16 protein-coding genes and 1 riboswitch are annotated in these 18,320 nt (G+C 69.7%); of the genes, 4 read left to right on the top strand and 12 right to left on the bottom strand.

Going from position 1 to position 18,320, the window contains the following annotated elements; genetic code table 11:
* Positions 1-3 precede the first annotated feature (3 nt).
* Together AC1Q6E_RS07380 and AC1Q6E_RS07375 are read right to left on the bottom strand one after the other, a co-directional pair.
* Positions 4-1,242: a CaiB/BaiF CoA transferase family protein gene (locus tag AC1Q6E_RS07380; RefSeq protein ID WP_296557487.1), complete on the bottom strand. Its 1,239-nt coding sequence runs from the start codon at positions 1,240-1,242 to the stop codon at positions 4-6.
* The gene (locus AC1Q6E_RS07375; protein WP_296557486.1) at positions 1,242-2,252 is read right to left on the bottom strand and encodes a tripartite tricarboxylate transporter substrate binding protein; all 1,011 of its coding nucleotides are present in this window, start codon (positions 2,250-2,252) and stop codon (positions 1,242-1,244) included. The genes AC1Q6E_RS07380 and AC1Q6E_RS07375 overlap by 1 nt, the downstream gene beginning before the upstream one ends.
* A gap of 93 nt (positions 2,253-2,345) precedes the next feature.
* On the opposite strand from AC1Q6E_RS07375, the gene AC1Q6E_RS07370 reads away from it, so the two are divergent.
* Complete coding sequence (locus AC1Q6E_RS07370) at positions 2,346-3,242, top strand: LysR family transcriptional regulator (protein WP_152797992.1); 897 nt, start codon at positions 2,346-2,348, stop codon at positions 3,240-3,242.
* Positions 3,243-3,248: 6 nt separating this feature from the next.
* Here the strand turns inward: AC1Q6E_RS07370 and AC1Q6E_RS07365 are convergent, their stop codons facing one another.
* The 5 genes from AC1Q6E_RS07365 to AC1Q6E_RS07345 form a co-directional block, all read right to left on the bottom strand.
* Complete coding sequence (locus AC1Q6E_RS07365; RefSeq protein WP_492572480.1) at positions 3,249-5,093, bottom strand: ABC transporter ATP-binding protein/permease; 1,845 nt, start codon at positions 5,091-5,093, stop codon at positions 3,249-3,251.
* A 72-nt stretch (positions 5,094-5,165) separates the two neighbouring features.
* Positions 5,166-6,017 carry an alpha/beta hydrolase family protein gene (locus AC1Q6E_RS07360; RefSeq protein ID WP_492572479.1) on the bottom strand — a complete coding sequence of 284 codons (852 nt, stop codon included), beginning with the start codon at positions 6,015-6,017 and terminating at the stop codon, positions 5,166-5,168.
* Positions 6,018-6,050: 33 nt separating this feature from the next.
* Entirely contained in the window at positions 6,051-7,184 is a 1,134-nt protein-coding gene (locus AC1Q6E_RS07355) for a tRNA nucleotidyltransferase/poly(A) polymerase-related protein (RefSeq protein ID WP_152797995.1), read from the bottom strand.
* Complete coding sequence (locus tag AC1Q6E_RS07350; protein ID WP_296557480.1) at positions 7,171-8,148, bottom strand: complex I NDUFA9 subunit family protein; 978 nt, start codon at positions 8,146-8,148, stop codon at positions 7,171-7,173. Before AC1Q6E_RS07350 ends, AC1Q6E_RS07355 begins: the two co-directional genes overlap by 14 nt.
* A 13-nt stretch (positions 8,149-8,161) precedes the next feature.
* The gene (locus tag AC1Q6E_RS07345; RefSeq protein ID WP_492572478.1) at positions 8,162-10,063 is read right to left on the bottom strand and encodes a lytic transglycosylase domain-containing protein; all 1,902 of its coding nucleotides are present in this window, start codon (positions 10,061-10,063) and stop codon (positions 8,162-8,164) included.
* 67 nt (positions 10,064-10,130) lie between these two features.
* Here AC1Q6E_RS07345 and AC1Q6E_RS07340 point away from each other — a divergent pair, with 67 nt between their 5' ends.
* The gene (locus AC1Q6E_RS07340) at positions 10,131-10,790 is read left to right on the top strand and encodes a 5-formyltetrahydrofolate cyclo-ligase (protein WP_492572477.1); all 660 of its coding nucleotides are present in this window, start codon (positions 10,131-10,133) and stop codon (positions 10,788-10,790) included.
* Positions 10,791-10,928: 138 nt separating this feature from the next.
* Here AC1Q6E_RS07340 and metF read toward each other — a convergent pair whose 3' ends face one another.
* From metF to AC1Q6E_RS07320, 4 genes are all read right to left on the bottom strand, one after another.
* On the bottom strand, positions 10,929-11,795 hold the full coding sequence (metF, locus tag AC1Q6E_RS07335) for a methylenetetrahydrofolate reductase [NAD(P)H] (RefSeq protein ID WP_296557473.1): 867 nt from the start codon (positions 11,793-11,795) through the stop codon (positions 10,929-10,931).
* Positions 11,796-11,820: 25 nt separating this feature from the next.
* Positions 11,821-12,159, bottom strand: coding sequence for a phage holin family protein (locus AC1Q6E_RS07330; protein WP_087838715.1), 339 nt, complete (start codon positions 12,157-12,159; stop codon positions 11,821-11,823).
* A gap of 66 nt (positions 12,160-12,225) precedes the next feature.
* A complete protein-coding gene (gene ahcY / locus AC1Q6E_RS07325) occupies positions 12,226-13,644 on the bottom strand; it encodes an adenosylhomocysteinase (protein ID WP_152793712.1) in 1,419 nt (472 codons plus the stop codon).
* Positions 13,645-13,723: 79 nt separating this feature from the next.
* A riboswitch (S-adenosyl-L-homocysteine riboswitch) is annotated at positions 13,724-13,838 on the bottom strand.
* A gap of 68 nt (positions 13,839-13,906) precedes the next feature.
* Positions 13,907-14,824, bottom strand: a complete 918-nt coding sequence (locus AC1Q6E_RS07320) for a LysR family transcriptional regulator (protein ID WP_152793711.1) — start codon at positions 14,822-14,824, stop codon at positions 13,907-13,909.
* 107 nt (positions 14,825-14,931) lie between these two features.
* On the opposite strand from AC1Q6E_RS07320, the gene AC1Q6E_RS07315 reads away from it, so the two are divergent.
* A complete protein-coding gene (locus AC1Q6E_RS07315; protein WP_296557468.1) occupies positions 14,932-15,957 on the top strand; it encodes a tripartite tricarboxylate transporter substrate binding protein in 1,026 nt (341 codons plus the stop codon).
* A 3-nt stretch (positions 15,958-15,960) separates the two neighbouring features.
* The gene (locus AC1Q6E_RS07310) at positions 15,961-17,565 is read left to right on the top strand and encodes a sulfatase-like hydrolase/transferase (protein ID WP_492572476.1); all 1,605 of its coding nucleotides are present in this window, start codon (positions 15,961-15,963) and stop codon (positions 17,563-17,565) included.
* 3 nt (positions 17,566-17,568) lie between these two features.
* Here AC1Q6E_RS07310 and AC1Q6E_RS07305 read toward each other — a convergent pair whose 3' ends face one another.
* Positions 17,569-18,132 carry a hypothetical protein gene (locus AC1Q6E_RS07305; RefSeq protein WP_152793709.1) on the bottom strand — a complete coding sequence of 188 codons (564 nt, stop codon included), beginning with the start codon at positions 18,130-18,132 and terminating at the stop codon, positions 17,569-17,571.
* Positions 18,133-18,320: the final 188 nt, after the last annotated feature.

The raw sequence follows: 18,320 nt of genomic DNA, 5'->3' as shown, positions 1-18,320 counted from the left end.
ACGTCAGTCGTCCTCGTTTTCCCGATGCACGGCGCCGCCCCGCACCAGCTCGCGGTAGCGCCGGTCGTCCACGCCCAGCCCGGCCAGCACTTCGCGGTTGTGCTGGCCGATGGCCGGCGCGGGGGAGCGGATCGCGCCGGGCGTGCCGCCCATGCGCGGCACCACGTGGTGCATGGGGAAGGCGCCCATGTCGGGGTCGGGATAGTCGGCCAGGATCTCGCGCTCGACGAAGTGCGGATCGTCGACGATCTGCGAGATGTCGTAGATGGGGCCGATGGTGACCTGCGCTTCCTCGAAGAAACGGACGTTCTCGGCCTGGGTGCGCTGCGCGATGAAGGTGCCGATGAGGGTATCGAGTTCTTCGGCGTGGCGCACGCGGCCGGCGTTGGTGCGGTAGCGCGGATCGGCGGCCAGGTCGGGCCGGCCGATGGATGCGAACAGGCGTTCGGCCATCTTCTGGGTGGAGGCCGACAGGCCCACGTACAGGCCGTCCCGGCAGCGATAGGCGTTGCGCGGGCCGGAGTTGGTGGACCGGCTGCCGGTGCGCGGCTTGACGCGTCCGGTCAGGCGGTAATTGGCGGCCTGCGGGCCGAGCACCGCGAACAGCGGATCGAGCAGGGGCAGGTCGATCACCTGTCCCTGCCCGCCGTTGACCTCGACCTCGCGCAGCGCGATCAGCAGTCCCGCCACGCCGTACAGCCCGGCCACCGTGTCGGCCAGGTACATGGGCGGCAGCACGGGTTCGCGGTCGGCGAAGCCGTTCATGGACGCGAAGCCGGAAATGCCCTCGACCAGCGTGCCGAAACCGGGCCGGCCGCGATAAGGCCCGGTCTGGCCCCAGCCCGAGATGCGCACCACGACCAGGCGCGGATTGCGCGCCAGCAGTACGTCGGGCGCGAGGCCCATGGCCTCCAGCACGCCCGGCTTGAAGCTCTCGACCAGCACCGCGGCCGATTCCGCCAGCGCCAGCAGCAGGTCGCGCGCCACGGGCTGGCGCAGGTCCAGGCCCAGGCTCTTCTTGTTGCGCGCGTACAGCTTCCAGTTGGTGTCCACGTCCTCGGTGCGCCAGGCACGCAGGGTGTCGCCGTCCGGGCTTTCCACCTTGACCACGTCGGCACCGAAGTCCGCCAGCACCTGGGTGAGCGTGTTGCCCGCCACCAGCCGCGACAGGTCCAGGATGCGCACGCCCGACAGCGGGCCGCCCGCGCCAGGTTCGTAACCGCGTTGTTTCAACGATGCCATCAGTCCGCCTTGATGTCCGCCTGCCGGGCGATGCGCCGCCATTGCTCGATGTCGCCGCGCAATTGGGCGCCGAATGCGTCCGGCGTCTTGGGGTCCGGTTCGGCGCCTTCGCGCAGCAGCAAGTCCTTGATCTCGTCCTGGCCGAGGATACGATTGATCTCGGTGTTCAGGCGAGCCACGACGGGAGCCGGTGTGCCCGAAGGCGTCAGGATGCCCCACCACAGTCCCGATTCGTAGCCCGGCGCGCCGTTGGCGGCCAGCGGCGCCAGCCCCGGCGCCACCGCCGACGGGGTGGCGCTGGTCACGCCCAGCGCGCGCACCTTGCCTGCCTTGACCGTGGGCAGGATGGACGGGCCGCTGGCGATCAGCACCTGGATATGTCCGCCGATCAGGTCGTTGATGGCCGGCGCCATGCCCTTGTACGGGACGTGTGTCATCTGCACGCCCGCGACCTGGGCATATTGGTGGGTGGCGAAGTGGTTGATGCTGCCCACGCCCGAACTGGCGTAGTTCAGCTTGCCAGGCTGGCTTTTCGCCAGCGCGAGCAGTTCCTGCGGCGTCTTGACGGGCAGCTCGTTGTTCACCGTCAGGATCATCGGCCCCTTGGCCACCATGGCGACCGGCGCGAACGCATGCACCGGATCGAACGGCAGGCTGGTCTGGATGGCCGCGTTGGTGGTGTAGGTGGACGACACGAACAGCAGCGTATAGCCGTCCGGCTGCGCGCGCGCCGCCAGCCCCGCGCCCACGCTGCCACCCGCGCCGGCCTTGTTGTCCACCACCACGGGCTGGCCCAGCGCGTCGCCCAGGCGCTTGCCGATCGCGCGCGCGAACACGTCGTTGGAGCCCCCGGGCGGATTGGGCACGATCAGGGTGATCGGCCGGGCGGGGAAGGCTTCCATGGCCAGGACCTGCGCCGGCCCGGCGCAGGCCAGCGCCGCGGCCAGGCAGGCCGCGCGGCGGCCGGGACGCAAGAGGGGCAAGGCACGGGCGGGCGGGAACGTGTTCACGGGAGTCTCCTTGTCGTGGTTATCCGACGGATTCTAGACACTGGATAAACTACGAAAAGCGATTTTTCGTGATACGTCAGTTTAGGAAATCTAATGAAACTGGAATTCCTGCAGACCCTGTGCGCCGTCCTGCGCCGAGGCACCTTCGCGGCGGCCGCGGAGGAAGTGAATCTGACGCCGGGCGCGGTCAGCCAGCACATCAAGTACCTGGAGCAGCATTTCGGGCAAGCCCTGTTCGACCGGGCGGCGCGCCAGGCCCGTCCCACGCCGTTCGCCCACGAGCTCGCGGCGCTGGTCCAGGGCACGCTGGAATCGCTGGATGCGCTGCGCGCGCGCCGCCAGACGCGCGTCTCCGGCAAGGTCGCGCTGGGCACGATCGATTCCATCCAGGCCACGCTGCTGCCCATGGCGATGAAGGTGCTGCAATCGGACTATCCCGAACTGGACGTGCACTTGGCCCGCGGCCGCTCGGAGCGGCTGCTGGGCGAGCTGCGGGACGGCGCGATCGACGCCGCGGTGCTGGTGCGGCCGCAATCGGGCGGATCGAGCCGGCTCCACTGGCAGACGCTGATGCACGAGGCCATGGTGCTGGTGGCCCCGCCCGACGCGCGGGGCGACACGGTCGAGCAATTGCTGCGCGGCCACGACTGGATACGCTTCGACAAGACGTCCACCGGCGGCCGCATCGCCGCCCAGTACGTGCGCCGCCTGCATCCGCGCATGAAAAGCCGCATCGATCTCCTGTCCAGCCACGCCATCATCGCGATGGTCTCGGCGGGACTGGGGGTCTCCATCATTCCGCAGCCCTACGATCCGCTGCGCAAGGCCTACCGCTTCCGCGAACTGGCGCTGGGGCGCGGCGGGCCACGGCGGCAGATCGCCTTCGTGTGCCGCCGGGCGGATGTCGACAAGCCGGCGCTGGGCGTGCTCAGGGCGGCGTTCGAGCGGGTGGCGGCCCAGGCCAGGGACGCGGGCGCGGATGCGGCGTGAGCGGGCCTAGGCCGGGCGCGGCAGCGCTTCGTCGGCCGGCAGGTAGCGAGGCTCGTCCCCCGCCGCGTGGACGGGACGGTAGCGCAGGTGGCGGCCATGCCAGCGGGCGACCGTGCTGCGGTGGGCGATGCTGACGATGGCCGCGCGCGGCAGGCGTTCGACCAGCAAGGCATACATGGCGGCCTCGGTTTCCTCGTCCAGCGCCGAGGTCGCTTCGTCCAGGAACAGGAAGTCGGGCTGCTGCAGGATGGCGCGGGCGACGGCCAGGCGTTGCTGTTCACCCGGCGACAGCCGCATTCCCCAGTTGTCGCGCCGTTGCAGCAGGCCGGCCAGCCGCTCCAGCCGGCAGTCGCGCAGCAGGGCGGCGAGGGTGGCGTCGTCGTGGGTGCCGGGCTGCGAGGGGTAGTCCAGCGCGGCGGCCAGCGTGCCGGTGGGCACGTAGCTGCGCTGCGGCAGGAACAGGGTGCGTGCGTCGGCGGGGCGCTCGATGGTGCCGCGGCCGTAGGGCCAGATGCCGGCCATGGCGCGGAACAGGACGCTCTTGCCCGCCCCCGACGGACCTGTCACCAATACCCGTTCGCCCGGTTGCACGGTCATCGAGAAGGGGTCGGTCAGCGTCCGCCGCTCGCCGCTGCCGGGCAGGGCCAGCACCAGTCCGGCTGCGGCGATGGCGCCGTGTCCGGCGCGATGGTCGTGTTCGACCAGCGCGATGCCGTGCAGGCCGTCGCGCGCACCGTGCTCGGCTTCGGCCGCGCCCAGCGCGGACGAGAAGTCCAGCAGGCGGTTGGCGGCGGCCTGCCAGCCCACCAGCGATGCATAGCCGTCCACGAACCACGACAGCGCGCCCTGCACCTGGCCGAAGGCCGAGGCGATCTGCATCAGCACGCCCAGCGTGATGGCGCCGGAGAAATAATGCGGGGCGGCCACGATCAGCGGAAAGACGATCGCGACCTGGCCATAGCCCGAGTTCACGAACACCAGCCGGCGCGTATAGACCATCAGCCAGCGCCAGTTCTCGCGGATGTGGTCGAACGACCCGCGCAGCCCCGCGCGCTCGGCGGGTTCTCCACCGTACAGCGCGATGCCTTCGGCGTTTTCGCGCAGCCGCATCAGCGCGTAGCGGAAATCGGCCTCGGTCTGTTCCTGGCGGAAGCTCAGGCCGATCAGCGGCTTGCCTATCCTGTGGGTCAGCCAGGATCCCGCCACGGCGTACAGGACGGCGAACCACACCATGTAGCCGGGGATGGAAATGGTCTTGCCGCCGAGCGCGAAAACCAGCGGTCCCGAGATGGTCCACAGCAGCGTGACGAAGGACAGCAGCGTCACCACCGAATTGAGCAGGCCCAGCGACAGCGTCAGGCTGGTGCTGGCCAGTGTGCGCAGGTCCTCGGCCAGGCGCTGGTCGGGGTTGTCGGCGCCATGCGACTGCTCCACCCGGTAGTACGCCTGCCCCGCGGTCCAGCGGTGCAGCCAGTGGTCGGTCAGCCATGTGCGCCAGCGCATCTCCAGCATCATGGTGTAGAACTGCTTCATGATGGCGATGACGATGAATGCCGCCGCGATCGCGCAGAAATGCGCCAGTTGCAGCTTGAACGCCGCGAAATCGCGCGCTTCCAGGGCGTTGTAGAAAACCCGGTTCCAGTTGGTCAGCCAGACGTTGGCGGCCACCAGGGCCAGGTTCAGGCCCACGACCAGGGCCAGCAGGCCGAGTGCCGCCCCGCGGTCGTCGGACACCCAGTAGGGCCTGAGCAGCCGCCACGTGGCGCCCAGGCGCAATTGGCCGCGAATGTCGCGGGGGGCCGGGCCGGCGTCTGCGGCCGGGTCGTCGGGGCGGGGCATGGCGAGGGACATGACGGGCATCCGCGTGGAAATGGCTTCCACGCTATCAATACTGTCTTAAAGGCCGCTTAAAGCGGGCCGGCGCTACTTGGCCCGGATCTCGACCCGCCCGGGCGGGTCGGGAGGCGTGCAGCCGTCCTGGCCGCGGGCCAGCAGGAAAGACCGCAGCACCGATACGGTGGCTTCTTCGACGCGCGCCTGGCCCAGGCCCAGGCCGGCGAAGTTCAGGTGAGTCGCGCCGTCGATGACCGCCAGCCATTTGCAGCCGGGGCGCATGTCGGCAAATGCCAGGGTGCGTGCGCGCCAGTCGGTCCGGTCCTGTCCGCCGTCGCGGGTTCCGGTAATCGACAGCACCGGCTTGGCGATGCCGCGCCAGGCCTGTTCTGGAAAGACGCTGCCCGGGCCCTGGGGCGACAGCACGACATAGGCGTCGAAGGCGTCGCGGCCGTGCACCGCCAGCCGGTTGCGCGCGCCGGCCTCGATGAGGGCGGTGGCGGCGCCCATGGAGTGGCCGAGCAGGATGGCATCGCCGCCGGGACAGCGGCTCGCCGCCCAGGCCCGCGCCGCGGCCACGTCCATCAGCCGCGCCCGGTAGGCCTGGGGGTCGGCCACGAGTTCGGCCAGGCCCTCGCGCAGGCCTTCCTCGCGGATGCGCGAGTGCAGGGCCCGCGGACCGCTTTCGACGTGCCCGGCCACGATGGCCAGATAGCCCTGGTCCGACATGGCCCGGGCCAGGTAGCCGTATCCCTTCTCGGAGCCCCCCGCGCCGGGCGACACCACCGCGATGCCCTGGCAGCGCGGGCCGGCGGGGGCATAGGCGACGGCGGGTACGGACTGTCCGTCGGCGCGCGCCAGCGAGACGGTTTCCTGGCCGTGCGCGGCCGTCGCGGCCAGGCAGGCCGCAAGCAGCGCGAGGGTGCGGGACAGGGTGGGCATGGCGTCTCCTGCGGGAGCCGGCGGGCCGGACGCTCAGGCGCCGCCGGTGTCCATGGCGGGGGCGAGGGCGGCCAGGCGGGCGGCCCGCACGGCCTCGCGGATGCCGCCGGGCTGGCCGGCATGCCGGGCGGCGATGGCGCCGGCGTCGACCGCCTTGACCGTGTCGCGCCACGCCATCCATCGGACCGCGTCCACGGACTGCCGCCGCCGCGCGGCTTCCAGCAGTTGTTCGAAGCGTTCCGGCTTGCGCAGGGCGTCCGTGCGTTCCAGCAAGGCCAGCACGCGCTCCGGATCCTGTCCCGCGCCGGGCAGGTCGGCCAGGGCCACTTGCAGCAGGCGAGCCATGTCGTTGCAGTCGTTCGACGCGCGCAGCCGCTTGCCCAGTCCGGCCGGATCGGCGCTGTCCGAGCACAGCAGCGCATAGCGCGAGGCCAGCGGCAGGCCCGCGCCAGCCGCCTCGTCCAGGATGGCCAACAGGTTGCCGTCCACCGCCAGGCCGGGGGCGACGCGGGGCAGCGCCGCGGTATCGGCCAGCACTTGCACCATGCGGGAGGGCCGTTCCTGCATCAATCCGCGCGACAGTTCGCGCCAGACGCGTTCTGGCACCAGGGCGTCGACCTCGCCGTCGGCGGCCATGCGGCGGCACAGCTCCAGGGTCTCGGGCACCACCGCGAAGTCATGGAAACGGGCGGCGAAACGCGCCAGCCGCAGGATGCGCACGGGGTCTTCGGCAAAGGCCGGGCCGACGTGGCGAAACCGCCGGGCGCGCAGGTCGTCGCGGCCGCCATAGGGGTCGACCAGACGGCCGTCGGGCGCCTGCGCGATGGCGTTGATGGTCAGGTCGCGACGGCCCAGGTCGTCTTCCAGCGTGACGTCGGCGCCGGTGTGGAAGGTGAAGCCCTTGTAGCCGCGCCCCGACTTGCGCTCGGTGCGGGCCAGCGCGTATTCCTCGCGGGTGACGGGATGCAGGAAGACGGGAAAGTCGCCGCCCACGGGCACGAAACCCCGGGCCGACATCTGTTCCGGCGTGGCGCCCACCACTACCCAGTCGCGGTCGCCCGCGGGCAGCCCCAGCAACTGGTCGCGCACCGCGCCGCCCACGACGAAGACCGCCAGTCCGGCGGTGGCCGGATCCGGCACCGGCCGGGCGAGGTCAGCGCCGGCCATGGCGCATGCGGAACATGTCGAAGCGCGTGTGTTCGCGTTGCCCCAGGTAGTCGGGCGCCAGCGCTTCCAGCGAGCTGGGGTGGATGTCCAGCTCCGGTGCCAGCGGTCCGTCCAGGACCGCGTCCCGCGTCAGGGTATCGAGGTTGTCCCGCGAGACCAGCGGCGCGCCGGGCAGCATCTCCATGGCGGCCGCCTGGAGCTTGCCCAGGCCCATGGGCAGCGGCAGCACGCGGCGGGGATGGCCGCTCCAGGCGGCCGCCTTCTCGATCAGTTCCTTGAGCGCATAGGCCTGCGGCCCGGCCACCGGATAGGTCTTGCCGTAGGTCCGGTGGTCGCCCAGCGCGTTGACCATGGCGTCGGTCAGGTCGCCCACGTAGATGGGCTGCAGGCGCGCCGACCCGCCCGCCACCGGCAGGACCGGAAAGCAGCGGGCCAGTGCCGCGAAGGTATTCAGGAAGCGGTCGTTCGGGCCGAACACCACCGAGGGCCGGAAGATGGTCAGCGCGCCCTCGGGCCAGGCATCGAACACGCGCCGCACGGCGGTCTCGCCGTCGCCCTTGGAGCGCTGGTACATGCTGGCGCCCTGGGAGTCCGCGCCCAGGGCGCTCATGTGCAGCATCCGGGTCACGCCCTGGGCCACGCAGGCCCGGGCCAGGCGTTCCGGCAGTTCGACATGCAGTGCGCGGAAAGTCTTGCCGTAGGGCGTGCCGCGTTCGCCGTGCAACGTGCCGACCAGGTTGATGACCGCGTCATGCCCCTGGACCAGGCGCGCCAGCGTGGCGTCGTCGGACAGGTCGGCCAGGGCGATGTCCACCGTGGGCAGCGGCAGCAGGTGGCGGGCGCTCATGTAGCGGCGGGTCGGGACCAGCAGCTTGCGGCCCTGGCCAGCCAGACGGGCCACCAGGTGGCTGCCGATGAAGCCCGAACCGCCCAGCACGAGTATGCGTGGATAGATCATGGTCATGGCGTGTGCTTCCTCAGGGTATGGCGGTGGTCTCCACCGTCTGCGGGACGACCGTTCCCAGCCTGGCCTTCAGGGACTGCGGCTGTCCGGTGAACAAGGCCGCATAGTACGTGGCGTTGGACAGCACTTTCTTGACGTAGTCGCGGGTCTCGGTGAAGGGAATGGTCTCGGCGAAGATCGCGCCTTCCACCGGGCCCGGCAGGGTCGCGCGCCACGTGTGGGGCCGCCGGGGCCCGGCGTTGTAGCCGGCCGAGGCCAGCAGCGGCGAACCGCCCAGGTCGTCCAGCACGATGCGCAGATAGCTGGTGCCCAGGGTCAGGTTGGTATCCATGTCGTTGACGCGGTGCTGCGCGTAGTCGCTCATGCCGATGCGGCGCGCCACCCACTTGGCGGTGGCCGGCATCAGCTGCATCAGGCCGGAGGCGCCGACGCTGGAGCGCGCATCCATGACGAAGCGCGATTCCTGGCGGATCAGGCCATACACCCAGGTCGCGTCCACGCCGATCTCGCGCGACTTGTCCACCAGCTGATCGCGGAAAGGCGTGAGGAAACGCAGGTTGAAATCGTGCTGGTCGCGCGTGCGCTCGGCGGTGTTGACCGCGCGGTCGTACAGGTTCTCGCGGTGGGCGAGCTGGGCGGCGGCCAGCAGTTGCCGGTCGTTCATGCCGCGCAGCGCGTAGTTCCATTCGCGCACGCCTTCCGTGCGCCAGCCCAGCCGGAACAGCGCGACCGCGCGCTGCAGGCCCGGGTTGTACTGCGCCTTGGCCAGTTCGTCCGGCGTGATCGGCGCCGTGGACGTGGGGATGGTGGTGGCGATGCCCAATTCCTCGGCGGCCAGCTGGCCGTAGAAATTGAACTGGCCGGCGATGCTGCGGTAACCCGCCTGGCCGTCCTGCACGGCGCCTTGCGCGACCAGGCCGCGCGCATGCCAATAGACCCAGGTGGGGTCCTCGCGCATGGCGGGCGGCATCTGTTCGATGTAGCGGTTCAGCGTGCGCCAATCCACGGGCTGCTGGCGCAGCACCATGCGGGCGCGCCAGGCCTGGTTGTATTCGGTCAGCCTGCCGCCTTCGCCGGCGCGATACCAGGCGACGGCGACCGGATCGAGCTTGAACGAGGCTTGCAGCGCGAACTGGTTGCGCACCCAGCTGGCATCGTCGGCGGGCAACTGCCGCGCCCAGCTGCGTTCGAAATAGTCGTAGCCGACCTGCAGGTCGTTGCGCGCCAGGCGGCCCAGCGCGGTCACCACCAGCTCGCGGCCGGCGCGGTCGCGCGGCAGCGTGTTCTGCCGCACCAGCCAGATCATGGGCTGGTCCAGCACGCCGTTCAGTGTCTTCTGCTGGGCCGGGTCGAACACATAGCGGGCCATGCGCTTGGCATGGGCGACGGTGTTGGTCTCCAGCAGGTTGCGCATCTGCGCGGAGAAGTCGTCCCACTGCATGACGCCGTCGGCCTGCAGACGGTCGTACAGCGACCAGCAACTGTCGCCCGGCTCGAACTTGGACATGGCCTGCTGGGCGGTGATCCGCTCGCCGCGCGCGTGCATGGCCAACAGCACCGCGCAGTCCACCTGCGGCGTGTTCACCGTGGTATCGGCCAGCGTCCGCACCGTGGCGTAGTCGGCCTGCCTGGCGGCGGCCAGCAGCCACTCGCCGCGCAACCGCTCGGCCAGGTAGGTGCCGCGATGGGCGTTCACGAATTCGTTCAGCTCGGACTCGGGCAGCGGCTTGCGCGGATCGTTCAACTGCTGCCGCAGCAGCCAGTATTGAGGATAGGCCGCCAGCACATGGCCTTCCGTCCGCGGGATCAGCGAACGGACGATGTCCCAGTTGCCGGTCTGCACCGCGGTCCGCGCCGCCAGCAGGGCGTCATCGGACCCGGGCGCCGAGACCTGCGCGCAGGCGGTGGTGCCCACGGCGGCGCTTGCCAGGACGGCGGCAAGTGCTGTAATGCGGATTCTGTTGAGGAGAGCTGAATAGGCCATGGCAGCAAGAATAGCATCGGGTAAACCCAGGGAGGCCACCGCCGCCGCCCTGCGCCCACGCCTGCGCGCCTTGCGCGCGGCCATGAGCGCCACGGCGCGAGCCGCGGCCGACGCCCGCATCGCCGGCCTCCTGCAAGGCAGGATACACGACTGCCTGGCCGCGGCCCCGTGGGGGGGCAGGCGCGTGGTGCTGTCGGCATTCTGGCCCATCGGCGACGAACCCGACCTGCGCCCCGCCTTGCAGGCCTGGGCCCGCGACGACCGGCTGGAACTGACCCTGCCCGTCATCTTGACCAAGGCCGCCCCCCTGGAGTTCCGCGCCTGGACGCCCGACACTCCCATGGCCCCCGGCGCCTACGGCATCCCCGAACCCCAATCCACCCCCGCCCGCGTCCCCGACATCGTCCTCGTCCCGACCCTGGGCTACACCATGGACGGCGACCGCATCGGCTACGGCGGCGGCTACTACGACCGCACCCTGGCCGCCCTGCGCCAGGGCGGCCACGCGACCCTGGCCCTGGGCATCGCCTACGCCTGCGGCCGCCTGGCCCCCGACGTGCACGTACCCGAGCCGCACGACATGCGGCTCGACGCGATCATCACCGAAGAAGGTTGCATGCCCGGCCCCCACACCACGGACCAGGGCAGCACACCATAAGACGCCGCAGGTTGTTTCCGCCCCGCCAACCGCGCCAACTCCGGGAAGCCCCGGCAAAGCCGGGACCGGCTGCGTTGCGCCTCACGGCACCCCGCGCCCCAAGGGCGGAAACAACCGTCTAAAGAACCCGAACGCTCATCAACGCTCCAGCTCTTTCCAAACAGCCTGCGTGGCATCCGCCTGGTTCATCGTATAGAAATGCAACCCCGGCGCGCCCCCATCCAGCAACGTCTGGCACAACTCCGTCACCACATCGTGCCCGAACGCCCGGATCGAAGCCCGATCATCCCCATACGACGCCAGCCGCAACCGTATCCACCGAGGAATCTCCGCCCCGCACATATCCGAAAACCGCGCCAACTGCGTGAAATTCGTGATCGGCATGATCCCCGGCACGATCGGCGCCAACACCCCCTTCGCCGTCGCCCGATCCACGAAATCGAAATACGCATCCGCATTGAAAAAATACTGCGTGATCGCGCTGTCCGCGCCCGCCTGCATCTTCTCCACGAACCGATCCAGATCCGCCTCCGGCCCTTGGGCCTGCGGGTGCATCTCCGGATACGCCGCCACCTCGATGTGGAACCAGTCGCCGGTTTCCCGGCGGATGAAATCGACCAGGTCCCGCGCATGGCGCAACTCGCCCATGTCGCCCATGCCCGACGGCATATCGCCGCGCAAGGCCACCAGCCGCCGGATCCCGGCCTGCCGGTACGTATAAAGCACGTCGCGCAGACTCTCGGCCGTCGAACCTATGCACGACAGATGCGGTGCGACTTCGTAGTCCAGCTTCTGCAACATCGATACCGCCAGCATTGTGCCGTCGCGGGTCGAGCCGCCCGCGCCGAACGTCACGCTGGCGAAATGGGGATGCAGGCCGTGCAACTGCTCGGCCGCGCGGACCAGCTTTTCCTGCGCCGCGCTATCGCGCGGCGGGAAAAACTCCAGACTGAAGACCGGCGCGGCCTCGGCCGGCGCCGCGCCGGGAGAAACGGATGAACTCACTTGGGAGCAACCTGTAGAAAATGGGTCAGTTCGGCACAATGGCCGACAACAGGCCCGAGATCAGACTGTAGAGCAGCGCGCCGATGACCGCCCACCAGAAGCCGTTGACCTGGAAGCCCTTCAGGATCGAGCCCGCGAACCAGAACAGCAGCGCGTTCAACACGATCAGGAACAGGCCCAGCGTGACGACGGTGATCGGCAGCGTCAGCAGCACCAGGACCGGCTTGACCAGCGAATTCAGCAGGCCGAGCACCAGTGCCGCGATCAGCGCCGAGCCGAAGCTCGCCACGGTGATGCCGGGCAGCAGATAGGCCACGACCAGCAGTGCCACGGCGTTGAGCAACCAGACGAGTAAGAGGGTCATCGCGAACTCCTTGCCAGAGGGAAAAGGGGTGGGCGTCCGGGGCGCGATGGCCCCGGAAGGGGACGATCAGTAGCGGTAGTGCCCGGGCTTGTAGGGGCCCTCGACCGGCACGTTGATGTAGGCGGCCTGGTCGGCGCGCAACTGGGTCAGCTGGACGCCCAGCTTCTTCAGGTGCAGGCGCGCGACCTTCTCGTCCAGATGCTTGGGCAGTACGTAGACCTCGCCCTTGGCGTAGTTCTCGTTGCGGCTCCAGAGCTCGATCTGCGCGATGGTCTGGTTGGCGAACGAGGACGACATCACGAACGACGGGTGGCCGGTGGCGCAGCCCAGGTTCACCAGGCGGCCCTGCGCCAGCAGGATGATGCGCTTGCCCGAGGGCAGGACGATGTGGTCGACCTGCGGCTTGATCTCTTCCCACTTGTACTGCTTGAGCGAGGCGACGTCGATCTCGTTGTCGAAGTGGCCGATGTTGCAGACGATGGCCTCGTCCTTCATCGCGACCAGGTGCTCGTGCGTGATGACGTGGTAGTTGCCGGTGGCGGTGACGAAGATGTCGGCCTTGTCGGCCGCGTAGTCCATGGTCACGACCTTGTAGCCTTCCATCGCGGCCTGCAGCGCGCAGATGGGATCGACTTCCGTCACCCACACCTGGGCGCGCAGCGCGGCCAGCGCCTGGGCGCAGCCCTTGCCCACGTCGCCGTAGCCGCACACGACCGCGACCTTGCCCGCGACCATGACGTCGGTGGCGCGCTTGATGCCGTCCACCAGGGATTCACGGCAGCCGTACAGGTTGTCGAACTTGGACTTGGTGACCGAGTCGTTGACGTTGATCGCGGCGAAGGCCAGCTCGCCCTTCTTGGACATCTGGTAGAGGCGGTGCACGCCGGTCGTGGTTTCCTCGGTCACGCCCTTGATCTGGGCAAGGCGGGTGGAGTACCACTTCGGATCGCGCGCGAGGGTCTTGCGGATCGAGTCGAACAGCGCGACTTCCTCTTCGCTGCCGGGCTTGGCCAGCACGGTGGCGTCCTGTTCGGCGCGGGTGCCCAGGTGCAGCAGCAGCGTGGCATCGCCGCCGTCGTCCAGGATCATGTTGGCGTGGGCGCCGGCCGGCCATTCGAAGATCTGGTGGGTGTATTCCCAGTAGTCGGCCAGCGATTCGCCCTTGATCGCGAACACCGGCGTGCCCGAGGCGGCGATGGCCGCGGCGGCGTGGTCCTGGGTCGAGAAGATGTTGCACGAGGCCCAGCGCACGTCGGCGCCGAGCGCCTTGAGCGTCTCGATCAGCACGGCGGTCTGGATGGTCATGTGCAGGCTGCCGGCGATGCGGGCGCCCTTGAGCGGCTGGGTGGCGGTGAATTCCTCGCGGATCGCCATCAGGCCGGGCATTTCGGTTTCGGCGATGCTGATCTCGCGGCGGCCCCAGTTGGCCAGGGCGATGTCGGCGATGCGGTGGTCGGGGGTCTGGGCGTTGGGTACAGCGTTCATGAGGACTCCAAAGTGCTTGCCCTTTGACGCCGCGGCGTGAGCCGGGAGGGCTCGCCGCATGGCCTGCAAGGGGCAGGATGTGGGGCGAGCGCCGTTGCCGTGGACCGGCGGAGCCTTGGCGGGCCGGGTCCGATCCGTTACCTGAGCCTGGCGGCCTGGCAAGAATGCCGGTCGTCGCAACGCTCCTCAGGTGGGGGGCATTGTAGCGGGTTCCCGCGTCGTCGGCATGACAGGCGAAGGCGCGGTGCGGGCGAATCCGGCATCAGAATGTCGCGGGGACCAGGTCCGGATTGCGCTTGAGTTCGGCCAGCAGATAGTCGGCCAGCGCGCGGCAGCGCAGGGGGATGTGGTCGCGCTGGGGCAGGTAGAGATGGACGTCGACCTGGCGCGAGACGTAGCCGATGGAGACGGGGCGCAGCCTGCCCGCGCGGATGTGCGGCGCCGCGTAGTAGCTGGCGATCTGGCCGATGCCCGCGCCGTGAAGCACCGCGCGGTGCTGGCTTTCGGCGTCCTGCACGGACAGCGCGCCCTCGGGGTTGAGCGTGACGATGTCGCCGCCTGACTGGAAGGTCCAGGGCCAGAGCCTGCCCGTGCGGGGGTGGCGCAGCAGCACGCAGCGGTGGTCCCGCAATTCGTCCACGTGGCCCGGCATGCCCCATTCGTCCAGGTAGGCCGGCGAGGCGCACAGCACATGGTTGAAGGCCCCGGCCTTGCGGGCGACCAGCGAGCTACTGGGAAGCTCGCCGCCGATGATGCCCACGTCCACGCCGTGCTCCACGACGTCCGGCAATTGATTCAGGGTCAGCATATCGACCCTGACCTGGGGGTGGTGGTCCATGAAACGCCCCATCAGCGGCGCGACGAGCTCAAAACTGATGGCATAGGGCAGCGCCAGCCTGACCGTGCCCACCATCTGTTCGGTGCGGTCGCGCAGGACGTCGAGTCCGCCCTGGATGGTTTCCATGCCGGCGCGGCAGCGCTCATGGAAAGCCCGGCCTTCCTCGGTCAGGTTGATGCTGCGGGTGGTGCGGTAGAACAGGCGCACGCCCACCTGCTGTTCGAGCTGCCGGATCTGGGCGCTGACGGCCTGCGGCGTCACACCCAGCGTCCGGGCCGCCTTGCTGAAGCTGCCCGCTTCGGCCGCCCGCGCGAACGTGACGATGAGCCGCAGGTGGTCCATTTATTTGCAAATAAAAATTGAAAGTGATTCAAGCGATTATCTACTACACGATAAATATCGACCACCCTAGACTGCGCGTGCATCGAACGCCTTTGGGGAGACGAGTCATGGATGGCAAGTGCAAGGACGGCATCGGGCCCGGCCGGCGCGCGGGATTGCGCATGGCGGCCGGGCTGGCGGCCGGTTGGCTCGCGGGCGGCGGGCTGCTGCCCCGGTCAGCGGTGGCCCAGGGGTTTCCCGCCAGGCCGGTGACGCTGGTCGTGCCCTTCCCGCCAGGGGGCGGGGTCGACCCCATCGCCCGGCTGCTGAGCGAGAAGCTGGGCAAGGCCTGGGGACAGCCGGTGGTGGTCAGCAACCGTCCCGGCGGGGGCAGCAGCATAGGTACCGGCATGGTGGCGCGCGCCGACCCCGACGGCTACACCCTGCTGGTCACCGCCAACACCTTCGCCATGGCCCCTCACGTCCTGCCCCGGAACCTGGGCTATACCTTCGACGTGCAGCGGGACTTCACGCCCATCGCGATGATTTCCTCCACGCCCATGCTGCTGCTGGCGCATCCAAGCCTGGGCGTGAGGAATGCCCGCGAACTGGCCGAGCTTGCCCGGAGCGGGCCGCCCCTGGCCTATGCAACCTCCGGCAACGGTTCGCCCATGCACATCGCCGGTGAACTGTTCAATCGCGCCGCCGGGCTGTCGCTGCTGCATTCTCCCTACCGCGGGGTGGGGCCGGCGCTGAACGACGCGCTGGGCGGGCAGGTCAAGCTCATCTATCTGGGCTACGGCGGCGCCAGGCCCTACATCGAGGCGGGGCGGCTGGTGCCGCTCGCGGTCGTGGACGAGCGCCGCAGCCCCTTGATCCCCGACCTGCCCACGATGGCGGAGCAGGGCTTCCCGGGCGTGTTCGTGAATATCTGGTTCGGCGTCTATGGTCCGGCAGGGTTGGCCCCCCCGCTGGCCGACCGGCTGAATGCCTGGATCAACGCGGCCCTGCGCGAACCGGATGCCGCGGAGCACTTCAAGCAGCGCGGTGAACTGGTCGTGGGCGGACCGCGCGAGGTGCTGGCCAAGGCCACGCGCGACGACTACGAGCGATACGGCGAGATCGTCAAGCGCTTCAAGATCCAGGCGGATTGAGCCATGTCCGCGCCCAACATCCTGATCTTCATCACCGACCAGCACCGGGCCGACCACCTGGGCTGCTACGGCAATCCCGCGCTGCGTACGCCCCACATCGATGCGCTGGCGTCGGCGGGCGTGCGCGCCGAGCGTTTCTACGCCGCCAGCACGACCTGCATGTCCAATCGCGCGACGCTGATGACGGGGCGCCTGCCCTCGGTGCATGGGGTCGTCCACAACGGCATCAATCTGTCGCTGGACCAGACCACCTTCGTGGAACTGCTGCGGGACGCGGGCTACGCCACCGCCTTGATCGGCAAGTCGCACCTGCAATGCTTCGGCTACGACCATCCCGACAAGCGCGCCTGGCTGCCCGCCGAAGGGCGCCGGCCGCCCGCCGAGGGCCTGCGCGACGCGACCAAGCGGCCGCGCATGGGGGAAGGCTATGGCAACGAATGGACGCCGGACTGGAAGGCCGGGCGCCGGCGGCGCGTGGATACGCCCTACTACGGCTTCGATCACGTCGAGCTATGCACGCTGCACGGCGACCAGGTGCAGGGCGACTACGCCCACTGGCTGGCCGAACGCCATCCGGATCCCGACAGCCTGCGCGGGCGGGACCAGGCGCTGCCGGCCCAGGGGTACGGGGCGCCGCAGGCCTGGCGCACGAGCATGCCGGAGTCGCTCTATCCGTCGTCCTACATCGGCGAACGGGCTTGCGACTGGCTGGCCTCCCTGGCCGCGAAAGCCGGGCCGGCGGCGCCGTTCTTCCTGATGTGCTCCTTTCCCGACCCGCATCATCCCTTTACGCCGCCGGGCCGGTTCTGGGATATGTACGATCCGGCGGATGTGCCGCTGCCGGCGTCGTTCCACGCGCCCGGCAGCTCGCCGCTGGTGCGGGGCGTGCACGACTACGGCCGCGGCGGCGGCACGCGCGAGGGCTACACGGCCTTCCCCGTCTCGGAACGAGAGTGCCGCGAGATCACGGCCCTGACCTACGGCATGATCAGCCTGATCGACGAGCAGGTCGGCCGCGTGATGGCGGCGCTGGACCGCCTGGGGCTGCGCGAGAACACCCTCGTCATCTTCACCAGCGACCACGGCGACATGATGGGGGACCATGGCGTCATGCTGAAGGGACCCATGCATTACCAGGGCGTGGTCAGGGTGCCCTTCATCTGGAGCGACCCCGCGCTGCCGGATGCCAGGCGCGGAGCGAGGTTCGAGGGGCCGGCCGGGACACTGGACATCGCCGGGACCGTGCTCGACCGGGCGGGCATCGCCGCCTACAACGGCATGCAGGGCCTGAGCCTGCGCGATGCCCTGGCGTGCGGCGCTGCGCTGCCGAGGCCGGGCGTGCTGATCGAGAACGAGCCCGTCATGTTCCAGTTCGGGCGTCCGCGGCGTTTCCGGCTGCGCACGTTGCTGACGCAACAGTGGCGCATCACGCAGTCGGATGACCGGGCGTTGTGCGAACTCTACGACCTGGAAAAGGATCCGCTGGAACAGCGCAATCTCTGGGCCGATCCGGCGGCGGCCAGCCGGCGCGCCGAGCTGACCGATCTGCTGCTTGCCGCCATGATCGAGCATGCCGACGCATCGCCGCTGCCCGCCGGCGTCGCGTAAGGGTCAGCGGTGGCCGTGGGGCGGATGCAGGTCCGGATAGACCAGGGATAGCAGCGCCAGGTCTCGCAGGTCTTCCGTGGACAGGTCGGTCGGCGCCAGCGTGCCCAGGGCTCGCAGGCCCTTGCGCAGCCAGGCCCGCGATTCGCGGTTGTCGCCGAAGTAGCTGCCGGCGAAGATCAGCGCCTTGGCGACGTCCGGGGCCGAGCCGTCGCGCCAGTGGCGCGAGAAAAACTGGCGCAGGTAGCGGACCTGGACGACGAGACTGCGAAGGGTGGTCTCGTTGGCCAGCCCGCCGCAGCGCAGGTCCCATTTGATCCAGTTGACGATGCGGGGCGCCAGGCTGGGCGCGGCCCAGCCCGGGCCGTGCCCAGGGCCGTTGGCGAGGGTCCAGTTCAGGACCAGGGCCCGGTGCCAGCCCTGCCGCTGGTCGGCGTCGGCGGCATTCAGGTCGTCGAAGCGGTGCAGCTGGCCCATCCAGTCCTCGCCCCAGGGTTGATGGTGCCATCCGCGCGAGTCCGGCAGGACGCGCTCGATGCCCTGGAACGAAAACGCGCGGGGGGCGGTCATGGAGCGGGGACCGCTCCCGGCCGGCCAGCGCCGCGCGGCGGGGCGCAACGACGGGGATCGGCTACCGGTGGCGTCCATGAGGTAGCGCTCGTGGCGCCTCATGCCATGGATATGGTTCCTGACGAACCGGGCCAGGATGCGGCGCCATCCGGAGGCGGGGCGCAGGTTGTCCCGGCCGGGGGTTTCCG

This window comes from Pigmentiphaga sp. MLSB6-MA01, from assembly GCF_058793475.1.
Note: the sequence above shows the minus strand (reverse complement) of the source record. Positions and strands in the feature narration are given on the sequence as shown.